The organism is Aeoliella sp. (genome assembly GCF_965227375.1).
GTDB lineage: Bacteria > Planctomycetota > Planctomycetia > Pirellulales > Lacipirellulaceae > Aeoliella.
Map to the genome: position 1 here is coordinate 97,238 of NZ_CBDDFX010000001.1, position 20,257 is coordinate 117,494.

13 protein-coding genes and 28 tRNA genes are annotated in these 20,257 nt (G+C 57.8%); all 41 read right to left on the minus strand.

Annotated elements, in window-relative coordinates; translation table 11 throughout:
- Positions 1–166: 166 nt before the first annotated feature.
- Positions 167–2,599, minus strand: coding sequence for a catalase/peroxidase HPI (gene katG / locus ACQK2L_RS00410; protein ID WP_425394982.1), 2,433 nt, complete (start codon positions 2,597–2,599; stop codon positions 167–169).
- Positions 2,600–2,659: 60 nt separating this feature from the next.
- Positions 2,660–3,094 carry a Fur family transcriptional regulator gene (locus ACQK2L_RS00415; protein WP_425394983.1) on the minus strand — a complete coding sequence of 145 codons (435 nt, stop codon included), beginning with the start codon at positions 3,092–3,094 and terminating at the stop codon, positions 2,660–2,662.
- A gap of 239 nt (positions 3,095–3,333) precedes the next feature.
- Positions 3,334–3,403, minus strand: a tRNA-Trp gene (locus tag ACQK2L_RS00420).
- Between the two features lie 7 nt (positions 3,404–3,410).
- Positions 3,411–3,484 (minus strand) — tRNA-His (locus ACQK2L_RS00425).
- A 94-nt stretch (positions 3,485–3,578) separates the two neighbouring features.
- Positions 3,579–3,651, minus strand: a tRNA-Arg gene (locus ACQK2L_RS00430).
- A gap of 20 nt (positions 3,652–3,671) precedes the next feature.
- Positions 3,672–3,761 (minus strand) — tRNA-Ser (locus ACQK2L_RS00435).
- An 11-nt stretch (positions 3,762–3,772) separates the two neighbouring features.
- A tRNA-Ala gene (locus tag ACQK2L_RS00440) sits at positions 3,773–3,843 on the minus strand.
- 253 nt (positions 3,844–4,096) lie between these two features.
- A tRNA-Val gene (locus ACQK2L_RS00445) sits at positions 4,097–4,169 on the minus strand.
- A 311-nt stretch (positions 4,170–4,480) separates the two neighbouring features.
- Positions 4,481–4,564, minus strand: a tRNA-Leu gene (locus tag ACQK2L_RS00450).
- 8 nt (positions 4,565–4,572) lie between these two features.
- A tRNA-Glu gene (locus ACQK2L_RS00455) sits at positions 4,573–4,643 on the minus strand.
- Between the two features lie 10 nt (positions 4,644–4,653).
- The gene (locus ACQK2L_RS00460) at positions 4,654–5,157 is read right to left on the minus strand and encodes a class I SAM-dependent methyltransferase (RefSeq protein ID WP_425394984.1); all 504 of its coding nucleotides are present in this window, start codon (positions 5,155–5,157) and stop codon (positions 4,654–4,656) included.
- Between the two features lie 35 nt (positions 5,158–5,192).
- Positions 5,193–5,274: transfer RNA gene (locus tag ACQK2L_RS00465), tRNA-Tyr, on the minus strand.
- Between the two features lie 4 nt (positions 5,275–5,278).
- Positions 5,279–5,352: transfer RNA gene (locus ACQK2L_RS00470), tRNA-Leu, on the minus strand.
- A gap of 78 nt (positions 5,353–5,430) precedes the next feature.
- A tRNA-Asp gene (locus tag ACQK2L_RS00475) sits at positions 5,431–5,505 on the minus strand.
- Positions 5,506–5,519: 14 nt separating this feature from the next.
- Positions 5,520–5,593 (minus strand) — tRNA-Leu (locus ACQK2L_RS00480).
- A gap of 6 nt (positions 5,594–5,599) precedes the next feature.
- A tRNA-Leu gene (locus tag ACQK2L_RS00485) sits at positions 5,600–5,673 on the minus strand.
- 12 nt (positions 5,674–5,685) lie between these two features.
- A tRNA-Val gene (locus ACQK2L_RS00490) sits at positions 5,686–5,758 on the minus strand.
- A 6-nt stretch (positions 5,759–5,764) separates the two neighbouring features.
- A tRNA-Ser gene (locus ACQK2L_RS00495) sits at positions 5,765–5,849 on the minus strand.
- Between the two features lie 5 nt (positions 5,850–5,854).
- Positions 5,855–5,925: transfer RNA gene (locus ACQK2L_RS00500), tRNA-Gln, on the minus strand.
- Positions 5,926–5,942: 17 nt separating this feature from the next.
- Positions 5,943–6,017: transfer RNA gene (locus tag ACQK2L_RS00505), tRNA-Gln, on the minus strand.
- Between the two features lie 19 nt (positions 6,018–6,036).
- A tRNA-Gly gene (locus tag ACQK2L_RS00510) sits at positions 6,037–6,108 on the minus strand.
- Between the two features lie 18 nt (positions 6,109–6,126).
- Positions 6,127–6,198, minus strand: a tRNA-Asn gene (locus ACQK2L_RS00515).
- An 11-nt stretch (positions 6,199–6,209) separates the two neighbouring features.
- Positions 6,210–6,283: transfer RNA gene (locus tag ACQK2L_RS00520), tRNA-Pro, on the minus strand.
- Between the two features lie 130 nt (positions 6,284–6,413).
- Positions 6,414–6,484 (minus strand) — tRNA-Gly (locus tag ACQK2L_RS00525).
- Positions 6,485–6,537: 53 nt separating this feature from the next.
- Positions 6,538–6,609, minus strand: a tRNA-Thr gene (locus ACQK2L_RS00530).
- 11 nt (positions 6,610–6,620) lie between these two features.
- Positions 6,621–6,693: transfer RNA gene (locus tag ACQK2L_RS00535), tRNA-Lys, on the minus strand.
- 13 nt (positions 6,694–6,706) lie between these two features.
- Positions 6,707–6,779 (minus strand) — tRNA-Ile (locus ACQK2L_RS00540).
- A gap of 19 nt (positions 6,780–6,798) precedes the next feature.
- A tRNA-Lys gene (locus ACQK2L_RS00545) sits at positions 6,799–6,870 on the minus strand.
- 183 nt (positions 6,871–7,053) lie between these two features.
- Positions 7,054–7,126: transfer RNA gene (locus tag ACQK2L_RS00550), tRNA-Pro, on the minus strand.
- A gap of 9 nt (positions 7,127–7,135) precedes the next feature.
- Positions 7,136–7,207 (minus strand) — tRNA-Glu (locus tag ACQK2L_RS00555).
- Positions 7,208–7,910: 703 nt separating this feature from the next.
- Positions 7,911–7,982 (minus strand) — tRNA-Phe (locus ACQK2L_RS00560).
- Positions 7,983–8,668: 686 nt separating this feature from the next.
- Complete coding sequence (locus ACQK2L_RS00565) at positions 8,669–9,112, minus strand: hypothetical protein (RefSeq protein ID WP_425394985.1); 444 nt, start codon at positions 9,110–9,112, stop codon at positions 8,669–8,671.
- Positions 9,113–9,120: 8 nt separating this feature from the next.
- Complete coding sequence (locus ACQK2L_RS00570) at positions 9,121–10,137, minus strand: DUF1559 domain-containing protein (protein WP_425394986.1); 1,017 nt, start codon at positions 10,135–10,137, stop codon at positions 9,121–9,123.
- On the minus strand, positions 10,128–12,350 hold the full coding sequence (locus ACQK2L_RS00575) for a glycerophosphodiester phosphodiesterase family protein (RefSeq protein WP_425394987.1): 2,223 nt from the start codon (positions 12,348–12,350) through the stop codon (positions 10,128–10,130). Before ACQK2L_RS00575 ends, ACQK2L_RS00570 begins: the two co-directional genes overlap by 10 nt.
- Positions 12,351–12,461: 111 nt before the next feature.
- Positions 12,462–13,445, minus strand: a complete 984-nt coding sequence (locus ACQK2L_RS00580) for a LamG-like jellyroll fold domain-containing protein (RefSeq protein ID WP_425394988.1) — start codon at positions 13,443–13,445, stop codon at positions 12,462–12,464.
- Between the two features lie 79 nt (positions 13,446–13,524).
- On the minus strand, positions 13,525–15,363 hold the full coding sequence (locus ACQK2L_RS00585) for a hypothetical protein (protein ID WP_425394989.1): 1,839 nt from the start codon (positions 15,361–15,363) through the stop codon (positions 13,525–13,527).
- Entirely contained in the window at positions 15,360–15,899 is a 540-nt protein-coding gene (locus tag ACQK2L_RS00590) for a sigma-70 family RNA polymerase sigma factor (RefSeq protein WP_425394990.1), read from the minus strand. The genes ACQK2L_RS00585 and ACQK2L_RS00590 overlap by 4 nt, the downstream gene beginning before the upstream one ends.
- A 584-nt stretch (positions 15,900–16,483) precedes the next feature.
- Positions 16,484–17,068, minus strand: a complete 585-nt coding sequence (locus ACQK2L_RS00595) for a hypothetical protein (protein ID WP_425394991.1) — start codon at positions 17,066–17,068, stop codon at positions 16,484–16,486.
- A gap of 652 nt (positions 17,069–17,720) precedes the next feature.
- Positions 17,721–18,197 (minus strand): DUF6714 family protein, encoded by a 477-nt coding sequence (locus tag ACQK2L_RS00600; RefSeq protein ID WP_425394992.1) that lies wholly within the window; start codon positions 18,195–18,197, stop codon positions 17,721–17,723.
- Positions 18,198–18,205: 8 nt separating this feature from the next.
- Positions 18,206–19,072 carry an RHS repeat-associated core domain-containing protein gene (locus ACQK2L_RS00605; protein WP_425394993.1) on the minus strand — a complete coding sequence of 289 codons (867 nt, stop codon included), beginning with the start codon at positions 19,070–19,072 and terminating at the stop codon, positions 18,206–18,208.
- Positions 19,073–19,204: 132 nt separating this feature from the next.
- Positions 19,205–20,188: a site-specific tyrosine recombinase XerC gene (gene xerC / locus ACQK2L_RS00610; RefSeq protein ID WP_425394994.1), complete on the minus strand. Its 984-nt coding sequence runs from the start codon at positions 20,186–20,188 to the stop codon at positions 19,205–19,207.
- Positions 20,189–20,257: the final 69 nt, after the last annotated feature.

Here is a 20,257-nt window from a genome sequence, read left to right on the forward strand (position 1 = left end):
GGTTTCTGCTTCGCGTAGGCGTTCCGACCGCGGTAGAATACCGAGCGGGCGAATTCGGCGGTGAATACGCCGTGAGGTAGTTCCGCACCGCGCAACAAAAAACTAGCCCCGAGCAAGCTTGCTCGGGGCTAGTGTGCACATCAATTTCTACTGCTTGTTGCGTTTGCTATTGAGCCGCCACAGCGCGGGAAGCCTTGCGCTTGGCTCGTTCAACGTCGAAGCGGTCGAGGTTCATCACCTTGCTCCAGGCGGCGACGAAGTCCTTGACAAACCTCTCCTCCGCACCCTCCGAGGCGTAGACCTCTGCGATGGCGCGAAGTTGCGAGTTCGAGCCGATCACCAGGTCGACCCGTGTGCCGGTCCACTTCACGTCGCCCGACTCGCGGTCGACCGCCTTGTACACTCCATCGGTGCTCTTCTCCCAATCGTTGCCCAAGTCGAGCAAGTTGACGAAGAAGTCGTTGGTGAGCGTACCGGGCTTGTCGGTGAAGACGCCGTGCTTCGACTCGCCGTAGTTGGCGCCCAGCACTCGCATTCCGCCAACTAGCGCGGTCATCTCCGGCGCGGTCAGCTCCAGGAGCTGCGCCTTGTCGACCAACATCTGCTCGGCCGGACGGCCGTGGCCTTCGGCCAGATAGTTGCGGAAGCCATCAGCGGTGGGCTCCAGTGGAGCGAACGACTCGACGTCGGTCATCTCTTGCGTGGCGTCGGTGCGGCCAGGCGTGAAGGGAACCTTCACGTCGTGGCCCGCTGCATTGGCAGCTTTCTCCACGCCAGCACAGCCGGCCAGCACGATCAGGTCGGCCATCGACACCTTCTTACCGCCCGCTGCCGAGCTATTGAAGTCCTGCTGAATCTTTTCCAGCGCGCCGAGCACCTTGGCAAGTTGCGCCGGTTCGTTGACCTGCCAACTCTTCTGCGGCGCCAGGCGCACTCGCGCGCCGTTGGCTCCGCCACGCATGTCGGAACCACGGAACGTGGAAGCCGATGCCCAGGCAGTAGAAACCAGATCGGACACGCTCAGGCCGGAGTCGAGGATCTGGCCCTTGAGTTCGGCGACGTCTTGCCGGTTGACCAATTCGTGATCGACCTCAGGCATTGGGTCTTGCCACAGCTGCGGTTCCGGAACTTCCGGACCCAACAGCCGTGCGTGAGGACCCATGTCGCGGTGCGTCAGTTTGTACCACGCCTTGGCGAAGGCCAGCTCGAACTCTTCGGGCTTCTCATAGAATCGCCGCGAGATCTTGGCGTACGCCGGGTCGAACTTCAGTGCCAAGTCGGTGGTGAACATCATCGGCGCATGCGACTTCGAGTCGTCGTGTGCGTCGGGCACGGTGCCCTTGGCCGATGGGTCGGTGGGTGTCCACTGCTGCGCGCCGGCTGGGCTTGTGGTAAGTTCCCACTCGTATTCGAACAGATTCTTGAAGTAATCGTGCGACCAGTGGTTCGGCGTGGTTGTCCACGCGCCTTCCAATCCGCTGGTGATGGTGTCGCCAGCGTTACCACTGCCCAGCGTGTTCTTCCAGCCGAGTCCTTGCTCTTCGAGGCCGGCTGCTTCGGGTTCGGGTCCGACATAATCTTCAGGGCTGGCCGCGCCGTGGGCTTTGCCGAACGAGTGGCCGCCGGCAATCAAGGCCACGGTCTCTTCGTCGTTCATTGCCATGCGGCCGAACGTTTCGCGAATCGCTTGTGCGGCAGCCATCGGATCGGGCTTGCCTTTGGGTCCCTCGGGATTGACGTAAATCAAACCCATCTGCGTGGCGGCTAGTGGGTTATCCAGGTCGCTGCCACCGCGGAAACGCTCGCCGCCCAGCCACTCGTTTTCAGGTCCCCAGTACACGTCCATTTGAGGTTCCCACACGTCGGCGCGACCGCCGGCAAATCCGTAGGTCTCGAAGCCCATCGACTCGAGCGACACGTTGCCGGCGAGCACCATCAGATCGGCCCACGAGAGCTTGTTGCCGTACTTTTGTTTGATGGGCCACAACAGTCGCCGCGCCTTGTCGAGGTTCGCGTTATCGGGCCAGCTATTGAGCGGCGCGAACCGCTGCGTGCCATCCGAAGCACCGCCACGACCGTCGGACACTCGATAAGTGCCTGCGCTATGCCATGCCATGCGAATGAACAGCGGACCATAATGACCGTAGTCGGCGGGCCACCAGTCTTGCGAGGTGGTCATCAGCTCTTCGAGGTCTTTCTTCACCGCGGCCAGGTCGAGCTTCTCGAACTCTACCGCGTAGTCGAAGTCCTGGCCGAGTGGATTACTCTTGACCGAATTCTGATGCAGAATTGTCAGGTTCAGTTGATTGGGCCACCAGTCTTGTACCGACATCGGCTGGCCCGCCATCTCGCTATAGATTTCGGTATTCGCAGCGGCGGCGTCGGTGCTGACGTGCGTTGCACCGCCCATGTCGGCGAACATTTTCATCGCACCATCGAAAGGGCACTTTCTCACGGCGGGCTCCTGTGGGGTATTGGCGACTTGTTGTTGGGTGTCCTCGGCAACAGACTGGCTGCCACTAATTAGCAGGCAACCAACTGCCAAGGCAGCAAAGCAGGTTTTGCCTACTCTTTCGAGTGGGATGGGAAGGGCGGGCATGTGGGTCTCCTATACCTGGTTGAAAGTGATTTGTGTTTCCCGTACTCAAGCGCTTTGTGTCTACGGTTCCGACTGCTGCAACTCGGCGCGGCACTCGGGGCAGGTTCCCCAGTAGATGACCTCCGCCTCGTCGATCTGGTAACCGGAATCGTCGGCCGCAGTAAGGCACGGCGTCTCGCCCACCGCGCAATCGACGTCGACCGTCTTGCCGCAAGTGCGACAAATTACGTGGTGGTGATTGTCGTCGACGCGGTCCTCGTACAGAGCCGGTGAACCAGCAGGCTGGATGCGTCGGATCAGGCCTTTCTCGACCAGAATTCCCAGGGCGTCGTATACCGCTTGACGCGAAATGGTCCCGATCTCCGCACGAACTTCTTCGGCCACGGAGTCGGCCGTCGAATGGGGACGCGCGGAAACCGCCCGCAAAACAGCCAGTCGTTGGGCCGTTACTTGCAGACCATGCTCGCGAAGCAGATTGGCAGGATTAGTAGACACGCCCTAACTCTACACCAATTCTGGACCCTGTCAACAATTGGCGTGAGGCTAATCTCAGGGCTTGCAGTCCACCGCATTCTGGCCGCGGTTGACCGAACTGCCAGGTGTGAAGAGTAGCCCGTCCAGGAATCGAACCTGGCCCTCGACCTTCGCACGGTCGTATGCAGTCCGCCACACCTACAGGCTATTAGAAGTTTCAGGAGCCGGCGGCGCAGCCGCCTGCCCTCCGACTCCTGAAGCACGAGCGCAAGGATTCGAACCCTGTCCGTCAGTTTTGGAGGCTGACTGCTCTCCCAGGAGCACACTCGCGTAAAAGGGTATCCGGGGGGAATTGAACCCACCGCTTCCTGCTTCACAAACAGGCGTGCGCGACCATTACACTACGGACACCATAAGCAAATGACGAAGTCCCGAACGACGAACGCACAGCTCGGGCTGTAGCATTCGTCATTGAGTACTTCGTCGTTCGTCATCAATCTCTAAGTAGCTCGACCAGGATTCGAACCCAGAACTCTTCGTTCGAAGCGAAGCATGATCGTCCATTTCACCATCGAGCTATCACTGTCATCCAGTGGAGCGGAAGGCGTGGGATTCGAACCCACATGCCACCTTCTGAGCGGCTTCGCATTAGCAGTGCGACCCGGCGAGCCGTATCCGGCTACCTTCCGTATCTTTAAGTGGACCCACTGGGAATCGAACCCAGATCTCAGGCCAGCCAAGCCAGTGTCGTCCCGTTGGACCATGAGCCCTTAGTATCGAGTGGACCGGAAGGGAATCGAACCCTACGCACCGACTTTGCAAGAGTCAGTCGCCCCCTTGGAACATGCCAGCCCGAATTATCGTTTAAGAGGTCCGTCCGGGAGTTGAACCCGGTCTTCGTCCTTACCACGGACGTGTGCCGCCGAAACACTTACAGACCAGTCGGAGGAGTCAGGATCCAGGGATCAGGGGTCAGGGAACCAAACTGACCCCTGACCCCTGATCCCTCACCCCTCTCCTCAGTGATCCCGGATGGAGTCGAACCATCGCTCTCCTGGCTGTCATCCAGGCGTCGTAACCGTTGGACCACGGGATCGTTCAGTGACCAGGGTGGGAGTCCGTCGCTGCGCGATTGACTACCGCGTGTTGCCTTCCTTCCTCGCTATCGCTCGGCGGCAACACTTGCTCCCACAACCACCAGGCTCTCGACCTGGCCGCTTTGCCGGTTTGCGTACCCAGTCAATTCAATTTGCGGGTTCGGGGGTCGCACCCGACTGTCCAGGCTTATGAGGCCCGGCTGAGCACTGGCTCACCCGCGCTAATGTGTCTCATGCTTATGAGAGTCCAAAACCCATAGCTGGGTTCGCAACGCGATCCCTTTTTTTGAGTCCCGTTTCCTCGTTCAAGTAGCCAAGGGGAGAGTCGAACTCCCACGCCGCGAAGGGCACGACATTCTGAGTGTCGCGTGTCTACCAGTTTCACCACTTGGCTGTAGTTAGTAGCCCGTAGGGGAATCGAACCCCTGCCGCGAGATTGAGGGTCTCGCATCCTGCCTCTAGACTAACGGGCCGTGTCGCGTGTCACATTCGATTCTCGATCTCGTCTGTTTGGTCGGTAAGTGCTACGTGCCTGGTCATCGCATAGACCGCCAGGCATTGGTCCTCATGTATGGTGGGTAGCGATAGTCGCACGTAATTCTGGATTCTCTTTCGTAGTGCCAGTTTCCCGCGTTCGGGGATGTTTCGTGGAACGATCAAGTACGCGATTCCCTCTTCACCCAGTAGTCGTTGTATGATCGCGAGCGTTTGCAGACGACTTGCTCTGGTCAACATGTTAAGCACGTGATTGCACACGACGGTGTCGAACGCTCCCTCGGGCAACGCCTGACGGTAGTGTGGATCGAACGCTTCCCAGCCGTAGTGATCGGCGTCGAAACCAAACCCGCAGCCAAAGTCGAGCACTCGTCCCTTGATCATGCCATGGTTGGTAAGCCAACGGGCGCCAACGCTCGGTTGGGCGCGGCGGACCGCGCCGCCAAGTTCCTTGACGTAGCGATAACCGCGACGGGTTCTGACCTTTGGCATGTTGGGTATTCATTGGTCCGATTGGGGATCGTTAGTGCGCCGGGACGGAGTCGAACCGCCACAGCCCGAAGGCGGGTGGGTTACAGCCACTGGGGCTCGCCAATGCCCAGCCGACGCGTAGTAGCACGGGTGGGAGTCGAACCCACAAGCACGAAGGTTTGAACTTCGCCGCTTTGCCAGTTTGCGTACCGTGCCGTGCGAATGCGGAGTTCGGAATCGGGAATGCAGAATGAAAGTTGTGATTCCGCATTCCGAACTCCGGTCTCAGTCAAGCGTCCCCGATGGGATTTGAACCCATGACCTCCACCGTGACAGGGTGGCGAGCACTCCAAGCTGCTCCACGAGGACAATGTTCATCTCAGTAGCTCGGGTGGGATTCGAACCCACAGCATTCCTGGTTCTAAACCAAGATGGTCTGCCAGTTGCCTACCGAGCCGATTACTACCCAGAGCAGGGTTCGAACCTGCAAACACTCGAGTTTAAATCGAGTCGCTCTGCCAGTTGGCGTATCTGGGCATCACAGTAAAGTAGTCCTGGGTGGACTCGAACCACCGATCCTCTTCTTGTAAGGAAGCTGCCTTTGCCGCTAGGCCACAGGACTGCAAGGCGGAAGCCGAGGGACTCGAACCCCCAAGTCGCCGGTGCGACCAACTGTTTTCAAGACAGCGTCCTCATCCAGCCGGATGACTTCCGTAAGCTGCGGGGGTTGGAATCGAACCAACATCAGAGCATTCAGAGTGCCCCGTCCTACCGTTAGACGACCCCGCAGTATTTGTTTTCTTTAGTTCCGGGGGTAGGAATCGAACCTACGGACTCCTGGTTCAAAGCCAGGCATCACTACCAACAGCGACGACCCCGGAATGGTTGCTTAATTCGGAGAGTGCCCTGTGGGAATCGAACCCACCTCTTCAGCTTGGAAGGCTGACACCTAAGCCGCTCGGTCAAGGGCACTTGCTCGATCTTCTAAAGCTCCGGCGGAAGGACTCGAACCTCCACTCGTCGGCTTAACAGGCCGCCGCCTTACCATTTGGCCACACCGGATCATTTCTCAGTCAGAACGGCTGGATTCGAACCAGCGGTCTCGTGCGCCCGAAGCACGCGGAATGCCAAGCTTTCCCACGTTCTGAGTCGTGTGCGTGCAAGTCACAAAAGCGACATGAAACACGGGATTCGAACCCGTACTTCCAGATTCCAAGTCTGGCGTTCTACCAAAAGAACTAGTTTGTAAGCTTCTGTCGTTGGGCACGCACAACGGATGCGCCCAGCCGGAATCGAACCGACACACCCTCGATGGCAACGAGGAAGGCTCCCACTACATCATGGGCGCAAATAAGTGCAAAGTAAGTTGTCAAAGATCATGAACGCCGAAGCGTTCTCTAGAGCACCGGGCCGGACTCGAACCGGCGTCGCCGCTGTACGAAAGCGGGGTCTTGGCCGCTAGACGACCAGTGCCAAGTTGTAAGTGGGACCAGAGGGGCTCGAACCCTCACCCGCCTGGGTAAGAACCAGGGATGCTGCCGCTAACACTTCAGTCCCGCGTTTCTGGTAGTTGGCGTGGGAGGAATTGAACCTCCGACCATCGACTTATAAGGTCGCCGCTCTCACCACTGAGCTACACGCCAGAGCATCGAGCAACAGTAGTGGGGCCGGAGGGATTCGAACCCTCACCGTTCGGATTAAAAGTCCGATGTGCAACCGTTACACCACAGCCCCATTGAGGTTGGGTGCAAGCGTTTGCTTCGCCGTTGCATTGACATAGTCACTCTCCAGATGGTTCATTCGTCATTGGGTATTTCGACATTCGTCATTCTCCAGTGGTAGTCCTGGGAATCGAACTCAGCGCCGCGGCCTTATCAGAACCACTTGGGCCACCAGCCCTCGACTACCTCAAATCAGTCGGGCGCCTGGGAGTCGAACCCAGAGCTTCCGGTTCCCAAAACCGGCGTGCTTCCATCTGCACCTCCGCCCGAATTGTCAGCACCCCGTGAGGGAATCGAACCCTCATCTGCGGATTGAAAGCCCGCTATCCTCACCGTTAGACCAACGGGGCGTGTTGTAAAAGTCGGTCTTAGCGCAAGCTCTATGCCGACTGGTGATGACCCTCCGCGCGAGCAGGGCTCGGCGAAGTCTGCACACGGGCGTGTTAGACCCTTCATCACCTTCACCTCTGTTGTTGATGTCTCCATCGCCCAACAGCAGGCCGTAGTGCAACGAGTCTTCTGGGGTTGGTTCGAGCGGCCCGTCGGACACTCTCGCCGCGCTCGATCGGTTTTCTACTCCGGGAAGTAGTCTGCCGATCCCCTTGCGGGCAGCACGAACACCTTGCGGCGTTCGCAGTAGGCACTTCGACTCTGTCGCACGCACGGTTTGCTGCCGCTCCCGAGGGATTGGCAACTTCCCGGACACTTCGGATTCGTAGTCCGACGTGGCTTTCGCCACCGTCCAGCACGTTTCGCGATAACCGCACTTAATTCGCAATCTTTCGGGCAGTGTTCCACCGGTAGGACGGCGACTCACACCCTCAGTTACTTGGCGGCTTCCCTGCTCCTACACAGGTCTCCGCCGGCTTCACCGCCAGGTATTGCAGCGGGTGAACGCCGCGCACTGGCCAGCCTTTCGTCTATCTCCCTCGCGAGGAGGAAGCCAACTGCCCGTGCTGGGCAAGTTGGTTTGAAGTCCGGGCGACATCACGGACTATGTACTTGGCGTTCTCCTTGATTTAGGGGAAGTTCAGCGCGCACCGGGTGCGCAAGTGGGCTGGGAGGCGCTCGAATCCTCGTCGTCTGGGCTTCAACCAGTTGCTATACCGTCTCAGCTACCAGCCCCAAAATTGGGGTATTGGGTTTTCGTCTCGGCCAAAGAAAAAGGCCCGCGTGTCGCTATGACACCGGGCCTTGGGACTCACGAGGGAGTAGGGCCGAGCGTCATAAACGCCGCTGATCTTGCAGGAACTGTTCGCCGGGGAGCGCGCAACCTGGCCGATCATTCGCCGGATAGGCAAATGCGATCCAGTTCGGCTCGGCAGCGACGGGTAATCGCCGCTGGAGCGACAGTGGTTGTTCGTGTTTGGATATGAATTTCAGCATTTGGTTCACCTTCTGAGTTAAGTATACCCCGAAATCGGTGAAGTGTTTCGCGGTCTCTGATATTAGAGGGACAAATCGGCAAATGGTTCGTGCAAAATTCTAGAAACTTCTGAAAACGAGAGTCCGTGAATTTTGTCACGAACTCTCGATCCGAAATCACGACGGAGGACCCGAAGCTGTTCGGCGACGGCAATCGAAACGATGCCATCGCACCAGCTATGCCCAGTGATCTTGCCGGCTTGGTGGGTCACCGCAGGTGCTGCGATCTCGTTCTAGTTCTTAACCACTGCCGCAGCCACCGCTTGAAAGAAACGCGCAGACCACTCCCCATTCCGCGGCCCGCTTTTTTTCGCACTTGCGTGATGACGAGTTGCTATGGTACCGCAGGCGACCTCAATACTCCAGAGAATTGAGGTCGGGGCTTGCTACTGCACGTGTTCCACAAAAGGTTTGCCGCCGTCCCAGGTGAGTTCGAGCGTCAGATCATCGACTGGGCCATCGATGTCGACAGTGAGCTCCGACGTCTGATGGCTGGCGTACTTCTTGGGCGCGTGCCACTTGCTTTTGGTGTCGCTCAGCGGTTCTTCGGCCAGGATCTCAACGGGGTGAGTGCCCAGCAACGCGCCGTCGCCGACTTCGTAAGTGGTCAGCTCAAAACGGCCCTCGGCGTCCAGTCGCCCGTAGGCGGATCGTCCATCGGTGGGGATCACCTTGATGAAACCATAGGTAAGTGGCTCGCCGTCGATCAGCACCGTGCCCGACACGGGCACCCGCTCGGGTTTGCCGTCCGAACACCCCAGCACGGCCGGCAGGATAGCCAACGACAGAGCCCAGCCGGCGGCGTTTGCAAAGCACGTTGGTGACTTCAAATCGACCCTCATGGTTTGTTGATGATCTCTTCGCCTGCAATGGTTGCGTAGGCATCGTAGCTGATGCTGTCGATCTCGTCCGTAATGAAACGGACACTCCCATCTCCCATGGCAAAGTTGGCGCCACCGGCGTGGTAACTGCCAAACGCTCCATTGCTGCCGGCCGTTGCTCCCTTGGTAACAACGAGGCCCTGCCCAGGTGGAGTGTTCAACGCGTTTCGCGTATTGCGAAGCGAATCGGCGTTGCGAGCCGCGAACGACCAGATGTTAGAGCTTTCGCGAGTGTCGGCCGCTTGCACCTCGCCAATGAAGAATGTGTTGGACAGTCCATCTACAATGCGCTCCAGTTTCACTTCTCGTCGATACCGGAAGGCACCGGTGTTGTCGCTCTTGACCGTGCAGTTCGTCGATGGCGGGCCGAGCGTACCACTCGACAAAGCGTAGCTCCCAGTGGCTGGGTGCTGGCCGCGAATGGGGCCTGGGTCGGGGTCGGGATGCAAGGGTACCGAGTTGTCGCTGGGACAAACGAAAATATCGGGGCGAGACTCCGCAAGGCCTTCCCGTCCAGGCAGTTTCTCCCAGTCGACTCCTGCGGCGCCGGACTTCCATATCAGCGGGGTTTTGTCGAGCTGAAACCGATCCAACAACGCTTGTTGTTCCACCTGCGACAGGATCAGGACGAATGCGCTGATGCGATGGGAGTTGTAGATCGTGTCGTCGTCGCCTCGCATGCAACCGGTGGTGCGGTCGTTGATCGACTGGGCGTCACGGTTCGGTGTGCCTAGAGGCAAGGCCTTGTGGGTATCCTCGTAATTCAAGATGGCCAGGTCGATGTTCTTCAGGTTGTTTACGCACTGCGTGCGCCGTGCGGCTTCGCGGGCAGCTTGTACCGCGGGGAGCAGCAGGGCTACCAGGATGCCGATAATCGCAATCACGACGAGTAGCTCTACCAGAGTGAACCCGCGAACGGGAGCACCGGGGTGGCTCGCCGTGAGTGCGATGTTGTTGAGTCGCCTTACTCGCATTCTTTGGCTCCGTATCGAACACGCAGTACCATGCTGCCCAAGGGGGTTGCTAGTAGCCAGTGGACAGCGGTGGCTGGTTCAGGAACACTCGTGCCGGTTAAGGCGGCCATCGTTGTCCCCGTCGCACCCAGGTTGTTGCGCCACACCGTGTAATCCGCCAAGTTCACACTGCCATCGCCGTTTCCGTCGGCTGGCAGCACGGCGGCGCCGGTTGCACTGAAGAAGGTGCGCCACACCACGTAGTCGCTGCTGTCGACGATACCGTCCAGGTTGTAGTCGCCAGCTATGGGGCCAGCGCCCCCGGTAATTAGGTCTTCGAAGTCCTCGTAGTCTTCCAGGCCAAACGAACCGTCCAAGTTGAAGTCGCCATAGATGTCCACATGGAAGTCGGGGTGATTCGATTCGTATGCAGCGGGATCCGCGAGCGCTTCGAGGAAGAGACCTACGTCTTGCTGGTCGACGACGCCGTCGGCGCTGAAGTCGCCATGGTAGATGGCAAGCAACGGCACGATCCCCTCATCCACCGCGGCCCCCATCATCTCGGCCAGGTCGTTTGCCAGCACGAATTCGACTCCACCACTCAGCAGTCCCGGGAGATCGTCGGCATCGTCGCTGAAGAAGTAATTGATCTGGACGCCGGCGTTCTCCAGCGACTGGATTTCGGCGGGCGTCGGAAACGAGTGGTTGTGGCGAAGCTGAATGAAGTCCGCCCCGCTGGAGATGGTCGTGGCAACGTAGGCCGAAGTGTCTCCATCTTGGCGATCCAGGTTGTTCGTCAGGATGTCGACACCCTCCGTAGATTCGTAGGTGGAAACGGCTGCCAGTGAGTCGGCTCCTCCCGCTACGAACGCCTGGCTGGTGCGGCGCATCTGGTGCACGATCTCAGCGGCCTTGGCGGCGGTGGCAGCGTCGTTGCCGTCCACGCCTTTCACTTCGACATTGACCCACATGTTCAGCGGGATCGCCGCGAGTGCTTCCTGGAGTGTCGGAATCGGCTCGCCGGCGAACTCGGCGCCTTTCCACGACCCCGCGTCGAGGGCCTTCAGTTGTGCGAGCGTAAGGTCCTGCACCCTGCCGGTGCCGTCGGTGGTGCGGTCGATCGTGTCGTCGTGCATCAAGACGAGTTCGCCGTCGCTGGTGATCTGTACGTCGAGTTCCACCTGGTGGGCGCCGAAGTCGACCGCTTCTTGGATGGCGGCAAGCGTGTTTTCTGGGTGGGTGTCGGAAGCTCCGCGGTGCGCCACGATGCCTTGAGCGGGAAGCAGGCTATGCTGGGCGGTGATGCCTTTGGCAGCGAGGTACGAAGCACCAATCTCGGCAGGGGTAACGTCGCGGCTGAACAGCGCTATTTCATCCAACTGACCGACCATCAGGCGGGCGTTGTCGCCGGCGTCTTCTCCGAAGGTCAGTGCATTGCGGAGCGACAGCGTCGACCCGGAGGGGACCGTGGTGGGGTCGTTGTTGTTATCCTGCCCCGTTATGTCCTGCTTCTTGAGCTTTCCGTCGACGAACAGGCGTAGCCGCCACTGGTCGGGACCGTACGGTGCGAACGTTGCGAACGCTTGGTGCCAGGTGCTGTCCCAATAGCTCACTTCCGTGGGGTTGCTGTTGCTGGAATACCCCGTCTGAAAATTCACTTCACTGGCGGCCGGGTTGGCGGTTCTTGCGAACACGCGCAGGCCGCCGTTCTTGCTACTCGACGTGGTGTTGGTCCGAGTTGGATAGTGATTGAGCGCCAGGCCATAGCGGCCACTGGCGCCATCGGTTTCCTCTTCCAAGCCGCCGAGATGGACGTGTTGGGTGGTATCGGTAGCGGTGATTCGGTACCACATGGTGAGACTGGACGCATCGAGCCCCGTGGTTCCTGTGTAGCCGCCAGGCGACATGTCGAGTCGTTGCCCAGCCAGGCCGGCAAAGTCGATCGCACGGTTGTCGGCGGCGAAACCTGCAAAGCCATCCGCCGCACGGGGGCCGGCGACATTGAGCGAAGCCCCGGCGCCGCCAGCAAAACTGCCTGGGTTGTTGCCGTCGACCAAGTCGCTCGTTACGGAGTCCGACACGGTGTTGCCGGAGGTCTCTTCCATGCCCCAGTGCGAGGTGACCCCAGGGAGGTTCAGGAGAAAGTCGCTGTAGTCTGCACTCGCACTGGAACCCACTGCCAACGCAAGGCAGAGTGCGATGGCGATGGACTGCGATTGTGTGTGGCAAATCATAGATGTCCTCAATGTTATTCGATGCCGCCAGCGGGATGCCCTGCACGCCGTGCCTGCCGCGCCGCATTGCACACGGCGCGGCAGAGCTGGACGTGCTGCCCGCAAATCAAACTAAACCCGTCGGCGCAATGCCAGGAGGCTAAGACCCAGCAGCATTGCCACCCCAGTACCTGGCTCGGGCACGACGGCTGCGTTGTACAGGTGGGTGATTTCCTCACCCGACAAGGCGCGATCAAAGAACGCAATTTCGTCGAGTTGGCCAACCATCTGACGGCCGTTGTCGAGGTCCGAGTCCTGGCCGAAGATGATGGAGTCGCGAGTCGACAGGTTGAGGCCCGCGTTGCCCGCCGACATTTCTGTATCGAGCAGCACCCCGTCCACGTACAGCTTCATGACTTTGTCGCTACCGTCATTGCCAATGGTGGCAACGGCCATGTGCCAGGAGGCAGCGCCTGACGACGGGGCATAGTAGTCGGGAGAAGCACCGTTGGAGGTGCTCATTGCTTGCTCGGATGCCTGTGGATCACCCACGCGGGAGAACAGACGAAGCCCTTCGCCAGCGTCGTCGTAGTGGTTCATCGCAAGCCCGTAACGACCGCCGCTGCCGAGCGAGCTGTCGCGCTGGATGCCGCCCAGGTGGTAATGTTGCTCGGTACTATCGGTGATCTGGAACCACATGATGAGCGTAGCTGCATTCAAGCCGCTCGCACCGGTGTACCCCGTAGGGTCCATCAGCAAGCCCTGGTGGTCGGGGTCGACGTAAGGGCTGGTGTTGTTTGCTCCGCCGGCGCCGCCAGCGAAACTGATTGCATTGTTGCTGGGCGAGAACCCCAGGAAGCCATCACTGGGGCGGGGGCCCGAAGCACCCAACGATGCACCCTTGCCTGCATTAAAAGTCCCTGGGTTGTCGCCATCGACACTGTCGGTGGTTACCGAGTCGGCGACGGTGTTGCCCGTAGTTTCTTCCATGCCCCAATGGGAAATCAAACCAGCAGTGTTCTGCAGTTCATCGATGTAGCCAGCATGGGCTCCCTGGATGCTCAGGCCGATGGCGACCATCGCCGCGGCTGCCAATTGCAATCTCTTGATGGACATTAGACTCAAACCTTTCAAATCAAAGTTGCAGGAGAAGGACTTCTTCGGAATTGACACGTTCTCAATCAAAGTAGGTATGCTATTGCTGCGCAACCGGCTGCGCGAGCAACTGGGCCGCCTCGGCCAGCTTCTCGGCGGACTCGGCTACCATTAAGTCGTCGAATAGCCAGTGGCCCACATCGTTGCCAAGCGCTAGTCGGATGCGGTCGAACTCAGGAACCATCTCTCGCTGTTCGACCGCTGGTGGTTGGTCGGCCACGTCGGCAATGGGCGTATCGAACCACATCGACACGTGGCTTTCGCTCTCGCCATACACCACGCGCACTACCCATTGGTGTAGCTCGCTATCCACATCCCTGGTTTGTGTGTCGGGCGTCCCGCTATCGAAGTCGATGGGGTACTTCAGACGGATGGGCGGATCGCCACCTTGATTCAACTGCAGGCCAATCGCCTGGCGCTGGTGGATGCGGCCGACAAAGGTCTCGAACGAGTTGCTTTCGTCGCTCACGGTGAGCGATACACCAGCAAACGTCTCGCTGTCGTGAGCAGGCGTGGTAGCTTGCGAGCGCCAGGCGACCCAGATCTCGGTGCCCGGACCACCCACCAGTCCGTCGTCGGAGAGTAACTCGGCGTCCGCAATGCGGCTATTGTCGGAGAGGTCCAGATTGGCAAAGGCCCGGCTGCTTGGACCCATCCGCAGCGATCCACGGCCAGCCGTGGGATCCTCGGTCAGGTCGGTGGCAATGAACCGCCCGCCATACCGGCGCATCGCAGGCTCGGCCCAGCCAAAGGTGTGGAGTTGCCCATCGGAAGCCGCGTCGAACGACTGGTAAGCCAAGAGCGTTTCCGAACGCAAGAGAGCAAAGAACCGGGCTTGGGCTTCCGCGTCGCGCTGACCAACGGCGGCTCCCTGCATCAACGCCACCTCGTCGGTGCGAACAAACGCCCGATTGTGCCGAGAGCGTTGTGGCGAGTCTTGCAGCACGCCGTCGTGGTCGACCTCGGTTTCGTACCCCGCCAACACAGTCAGTTTATCCCCACCCGGTTGATTGCGACTGGAAACCTCCACCGCACCGTCGTAAACCGCCACGAGAGTACGTAGTTGTTCATCAACGCCCACACCGATCTCCGTTCCGAGATCGACAACGTGCGCGGTGGGGGTAACAAACTCCAAGCTGCCGCTATGCTCCCCAACCAGGCCCGACACTTTGCCACGCAGCACGTGTGCGCGCTGGGCCGATTCGAGCTTCACATGCACGGGACCCTGCAGCACCAGCGTATGTCCCACGTTGGTGCGAAGCTGCAAAACGCCCTGCTGAAGTTCGATCGCTTCGTTCTGTATGAGGATTCCACCAACCTCGGGCGGTTCGTCTCGCGACCAGACCGCGTCGAGCGATGCTTCGATGGTGGCGACCAATCTTGCCGGTCGCTCGGTGGGTTGCTCACTCGCCCGATCGGTGGCATCTGGTTCTAGTTGGGGCGCTGCCTCCGAGGGCGCCGCGGCGACGGGGACGTTCCCTATCTGCGGTTGTTTGGGCCGCATCAAGGCATAGCCGGTCAGGCAGACCACCACCGTAGCGGCAACGGCTGCCAGCGACGCCCACATGGCAGTGTTTCGCGTGTTCGACGGCGCGGCGTCCAGTGAGACGCGTCCCGTTTCTTCGATGGTGTCCCAGAGTTGACCCAGCGATTGAGTAATCTCAGCGCGAAGCTCCGGATCTTCTGCGTCTGCTAGCTCGTCGAGCATCTCCGGCAGGCACATCCGACTGTCGATGCCTTCGTGAAGGTAGGATAGTCCCACGATCGCGTCGGCATTCTTCGGGTCGGCGGCAATCCACTTCGAAAGCCGCATCGTCTCGGGACGGGTTAACTGGTACCCATCCAGGTGAGCGCTATAGAGCTGCAATGGATCCATCATTGACCACCCGCCTCTCGAAGTCGCAGCCTTCGCTCAATGCAGCCGCGCAGCGCTACTCGCAGTTGCGAGAGCCGTGTGTAAACCGTGGCGGGTGTAGTGCCATAACGCTCGGCGATGGATGCGGGAGTCAAGCAGAGCAGATAGCGCGCCTCGATCAGCTTGCGAGATTTCTCCGGCAGCTTCCGCAGGCAGAAACTGAGACCATCGCGCACGTCGTCATGGTAACTATCATTTCGGTAGTAAGCGCCTTCGAGCGCCTCGAGCGCTTCGGCGTCGAGCACTAAACAGCGATCGCGGCCCTTCGATTGAAAGTGTTGCCGCACCCGATTGCGCGCGATGCCGACGACCCATTCGAGAAACGGGCGTTTGTGGTCAAATTTGGAGAAGTCGCGCGCCGCCGCCAATGCCGTTTCCTGAATGACGTCGTCGGCATCCGCCTGGGGGCTAATGAACAGATACACGTAAGCGCGCAGCCGCGCATAATGGGTAGCCCAAAGCATCGAAAAGCTGCTGTCGTGATCTGGTACAGTGGACATAGTTATAGACAAAGAGGTGGTTGGCGAGCCTCCGTCATACAATGCACACTTGGCCCACGGTTCTTAACGACAAAGTTGGTTTTTATCGCTGGGGATCCGCAGGTAGACGAAAAAACCCCCCTGCCATGGCGGGTTATCCGACTGCAATGGCCGTCTGGCGACGAGATCCAGCGGCTGCGAACGCGAGACTCGGGCTCCATTTCGCGCATGCGACGACGGCAAGGGTGGAGCTGAGTCGAGAAAGCCGAGAGACTCTCGGAAAAAAGGAGAGCGGGAGACGGGATTCGAACCCGCGACGTCCAGCTTGGGAACGCAGCCATTCTAGGCACAAATGGCCTGTTTATCGGGGGTTTGCCACATTCTAGTTCCATTGTTTCCATGGAATGCACGCTATTCTGCCTCGTTTCGTGCATTAAATCGTGCACAGATTCTCTCAGTCTTGAACTGGACAGTTGGAAACTGTGGCACCCAGAAGCTGTCAAATCCCAATGGCCCGCTATCGAGTTTCGCTCAAGGTTTATCATCGCAATCGAGGTGCCTCGTCCGTTCTGGGAGCGTAGCCAGCCTGGACACCTGACAGCTATTCATTTAATGGCATTCACCAGGAGCTGTCCTTTTCTGTTCTGGTATCGGTCTATTTCAATAAAGCCTGTCCTTTCGACGCGAGAAAAGCCAACGCTTAAGAACAACTTCTCCAACATCTCAAAATCATATCCACCTACATGACTTAGATCAGCAACATTGATGCCTTTATTGTTGTGCACCTTGTTCTCATCTCTGGTTCCAGGAGGTTGTGAGTTTACAATTTGGGCAATGAACATTCCTCCAATTCCGAGCTGCTCATACTCTTCACTGAAGGTGCTCCATCTATTCTCCCCGCTCGTGAACGCGTGAACGTCTTTATTGACATAGGCCACACATATTTGGTGTAGGTCCGGAGTAATGGTTCGAAGTATGCCTCCTGGCACAAGCTTGTCATACATTCTTTGAACGGCGATTCTGACACAAGCGAACGGTAGATGCTCTATCACATGTGCCCAGTAGAACATTGTGACGTCGTCGAACGGTATTTCATCCGTGATGATGTCAAAACCATTGTCTCTGACGCCCAGATTAATCCACCCTTCTAAACTTCGCTGTCCGCCGATTTCTATTCTCAGGGGGTCCATGTCTGAGTCTTTCAGAAGTGCGGTGCGATATGTCACTGAAGCCGGCTAAATGAGAGCGACAGTGGACCACTTGAGTCGATGTTTGATACCTATACTTTTTGTGAAGACGAGACCTCACCGGTGGGGAGATGCAACGGAGTAGAAGTACGCTTCGATTGTTTTAAGTCTTCTTGTGTGATAATCAACATTTCGGAAAAGAGGGGGACGCAACCTGCTGATTCAGTTACAATTGCGTCCGCTTGGAACGCTCGGCGATATGAAAAATCCGGCCTGAGTGACCAACGACCGCGCTCCTGGAATCAAAGGCATCCACTCCATCCCACCGCGGAGCGGTTTAGTCCAACAATACTTAGGGAAAATACCAGCCAGAAAACGTTGGCAGGGGACCGCTATGGCCTTGACGCATTCCCGATTAGAGAAATCATCGGTCGAAAGCCTGGGAAGAGGGCGGTTACAGCCGGGGTGTTTGAAAGTGATTATGAAAATGCCTTCTATTGAATCATGCTTCGTAATGCTTCGGTGTTATCGTTCAGCGGTTCTTCGCTTCTGTGGGCCAATCGAAACTGTCTGAGTGTCAGCCCTGGTTGTGTTCGCAACCCCTGTAATTCCAGTTGTTTCCGGGTCGGCTGAGTTTCTGCACCATACGCCCTTACTAAGTCCTCTCCCAATAGTTATCTAGAGCTGACTGAATGGAATCTCGAATAGGTTCCGTCCTAGGGTCATCCTGTAGGCAAAACTCAAGAAACTTCGCTACAGCCTTTCGTTGCTCGGTGCTCAGCAATCCAAAGCGTGAAGTCGCATCGTTGTCTAAGTAGATTAGGTGAAAAAGGATATCCTGGTCCAGTGACCTTTCTAGATGCGCAACCAAGAAAGCGGGCAGATGAAAACGCATTCCAGCAGGGTCCATGAAACACAACCCCGTACAATATTGATTTAGCCGGGCATGGGGAATCGCTTTCCAGTCTTCTTTCTCGTCCATTGCTCTTAGTTCTGCCAGCTTTGCTGCACTGGCATGAGAGTCCATTCCCTCCCCTTCCATTAGGCCGGTACCTGCTCCTAGCGAAACTCCATAAAAAACATGAGAAATAAAATCTAGAAGCTGTGATTTACTCATCGAGTCTTCATTCATGGTGAGGATTACCTTGAAGTCGGTAATGTTGCGAGAAGGTGGTATGGGTGCCGCGGTTCAGAAGGCGGCGTATATCCGAAGCATCCTTTCTTCCGCAGCAAATATTCGCAGAAGGATACTTGAAACTCGGCGTTAGCAGTGGCAAGTTGGTGCCCTTTGTTGCCTCCTCTAAAGCAGCGATTTTCCCTGTTTCTTCTTGCCTCCGCATACGCATCCCAGTTGTCACGAAGTCTCTGAATGTCATTGCAACTATACATAAAAAGGGGCCATGTCAATTTGCTGCAAGTCTCTTTGTTCGCCCTTGTCTTCTGCGCCGCAACTACCGAAGTGTAGTGGCGGAGTGTTTGTTCCGAGCAGTCACTTCCCTCATCATGTTTACTCCCTTCTACATAGTTTGGATTCGGGTATTTCCACGGTTTTGTGTCAACTCTTGAATCCGAATCTGCATAGTGGTCGGGATTCGGACCTTTGGGGCAGGGTTCATCTGCTTGCTGACCAGAGGGAACAGCGTCAGGATCAAAAACGGGCGGCGTAGGGTCATAGTGCGGCTTTGGTGTCCAGGAACCACCAGGAAGGGGTTCAGTTCCTTGTGCAAAGCGGGGAAAAGTGGATTCCACCGGACCTGTAACCGGCCTTGGATGTAAGGGCTCTGCAGCAAATGTTATGGTCATTCCACTAGGGTCAAGTGTGCTTGTAGGCCTTGACCATCCGTACTCATACAGGTTCCAAGTATCTATGTAATTCATCGGGTCCCGATTGATAAATCTCCCCAACTGCGCGTGATAGTATCTCGCCCTATATTGATAAAGCCCCGTCTCGGGATCGAGTCTCCGTCCGGTATAGAGAAACTCGTTACCGAAGCACCACGACCTCACAGAGTCATTACAAGGGAAAACTCCAGTGCGTGTTTGGACTTGCGACGATGAACGCCAGAGCGGTCTGAAAAAATCGCCGTGATCGTTTTTTAGGTTGTCAAAGAGCAGCCCAGATTCTACCAGTGCCAGCGGCTACTGTCGATCATTTTTAGCCGGATGCGTGTCGGTATGCACCTGCTGTAGCTTGCGGATGGATACTCGGGTGTAAACCTGGGTTGTTTCCAGGTTGCTATGCCCGAGCATGGCCTGGATGTAACGCACGTCGGCACCACCCTCCAGCATCAACGTAGCCATCGTGTGGCGAAACAGGTGGCAACTACCCGTCTTCCCGATGGCCGCAAGGTCAACGTAATCGCGCACCAGCTTGGACATGCTCGACCCCGAAAACTCATTGCCGTAGGTGGTCAGAAACAACGCACCCTCACCCAGGTTGACCAGGAAGTCTGGCCGCACTTCGGTCAGATACTTTTCGATCCACGCCAAAGCCCGCTTACCGATGGGAATCGTGCGATCCTTCTTGCCCTTGCCTTGGCGAATGGTGACAACGCCACGTTCGTTGTCCAAGTCGTGTACTTGAAGCCTGCACAACTCCATCCGCCGCATACCGGTAGAATAGAACGTCTCCAGAATCGCCCGGTCACGCAGTCCCACAGCGTCCCGCACGTCGGGCTGACTCAAGATGGCTTCGGATTCATTCTGAGTGAGTACATGCTTGGGAAGCCGCTGGCCAAGCCGTGGCAGGTCGAGGTCCGCAGCCGGGTTGTACGGTACGTGCTCATTCTTCAAGAGCCACTTGAACCAGCAGCGTATCGAACAGACCCGGCTGTACTGGTTCCTGAATGAGTACGGCTTGCCCCGTTTGTCGATTTGCCGCATCAAGTGCCGCTGGTAGTTCTGGACTACTTGCCGACTCACCTGGGCAGGTCGAGTAATATCGCGGTCTTCACACCACACGATAAAGTCGTTCAATTGCAGGCGGTGCTTTTTGATGGTTTCTTCGGAGTAGTTGCGAATCAGCAACGCTTCAAAGTAAGCCACCAGCAGGCGGTTCATGCCCTGCGGGTCTGTGGGGTCGCCAGCAATGAGTTTCTCGGTTCGGTCGCCTTTCTTGGGCATGGTCCTATCCTTTCGGTGCATAGTGGTAGCGCAGTGAATTGCCCAACGTGGGCACGGATTTTTAGCCGC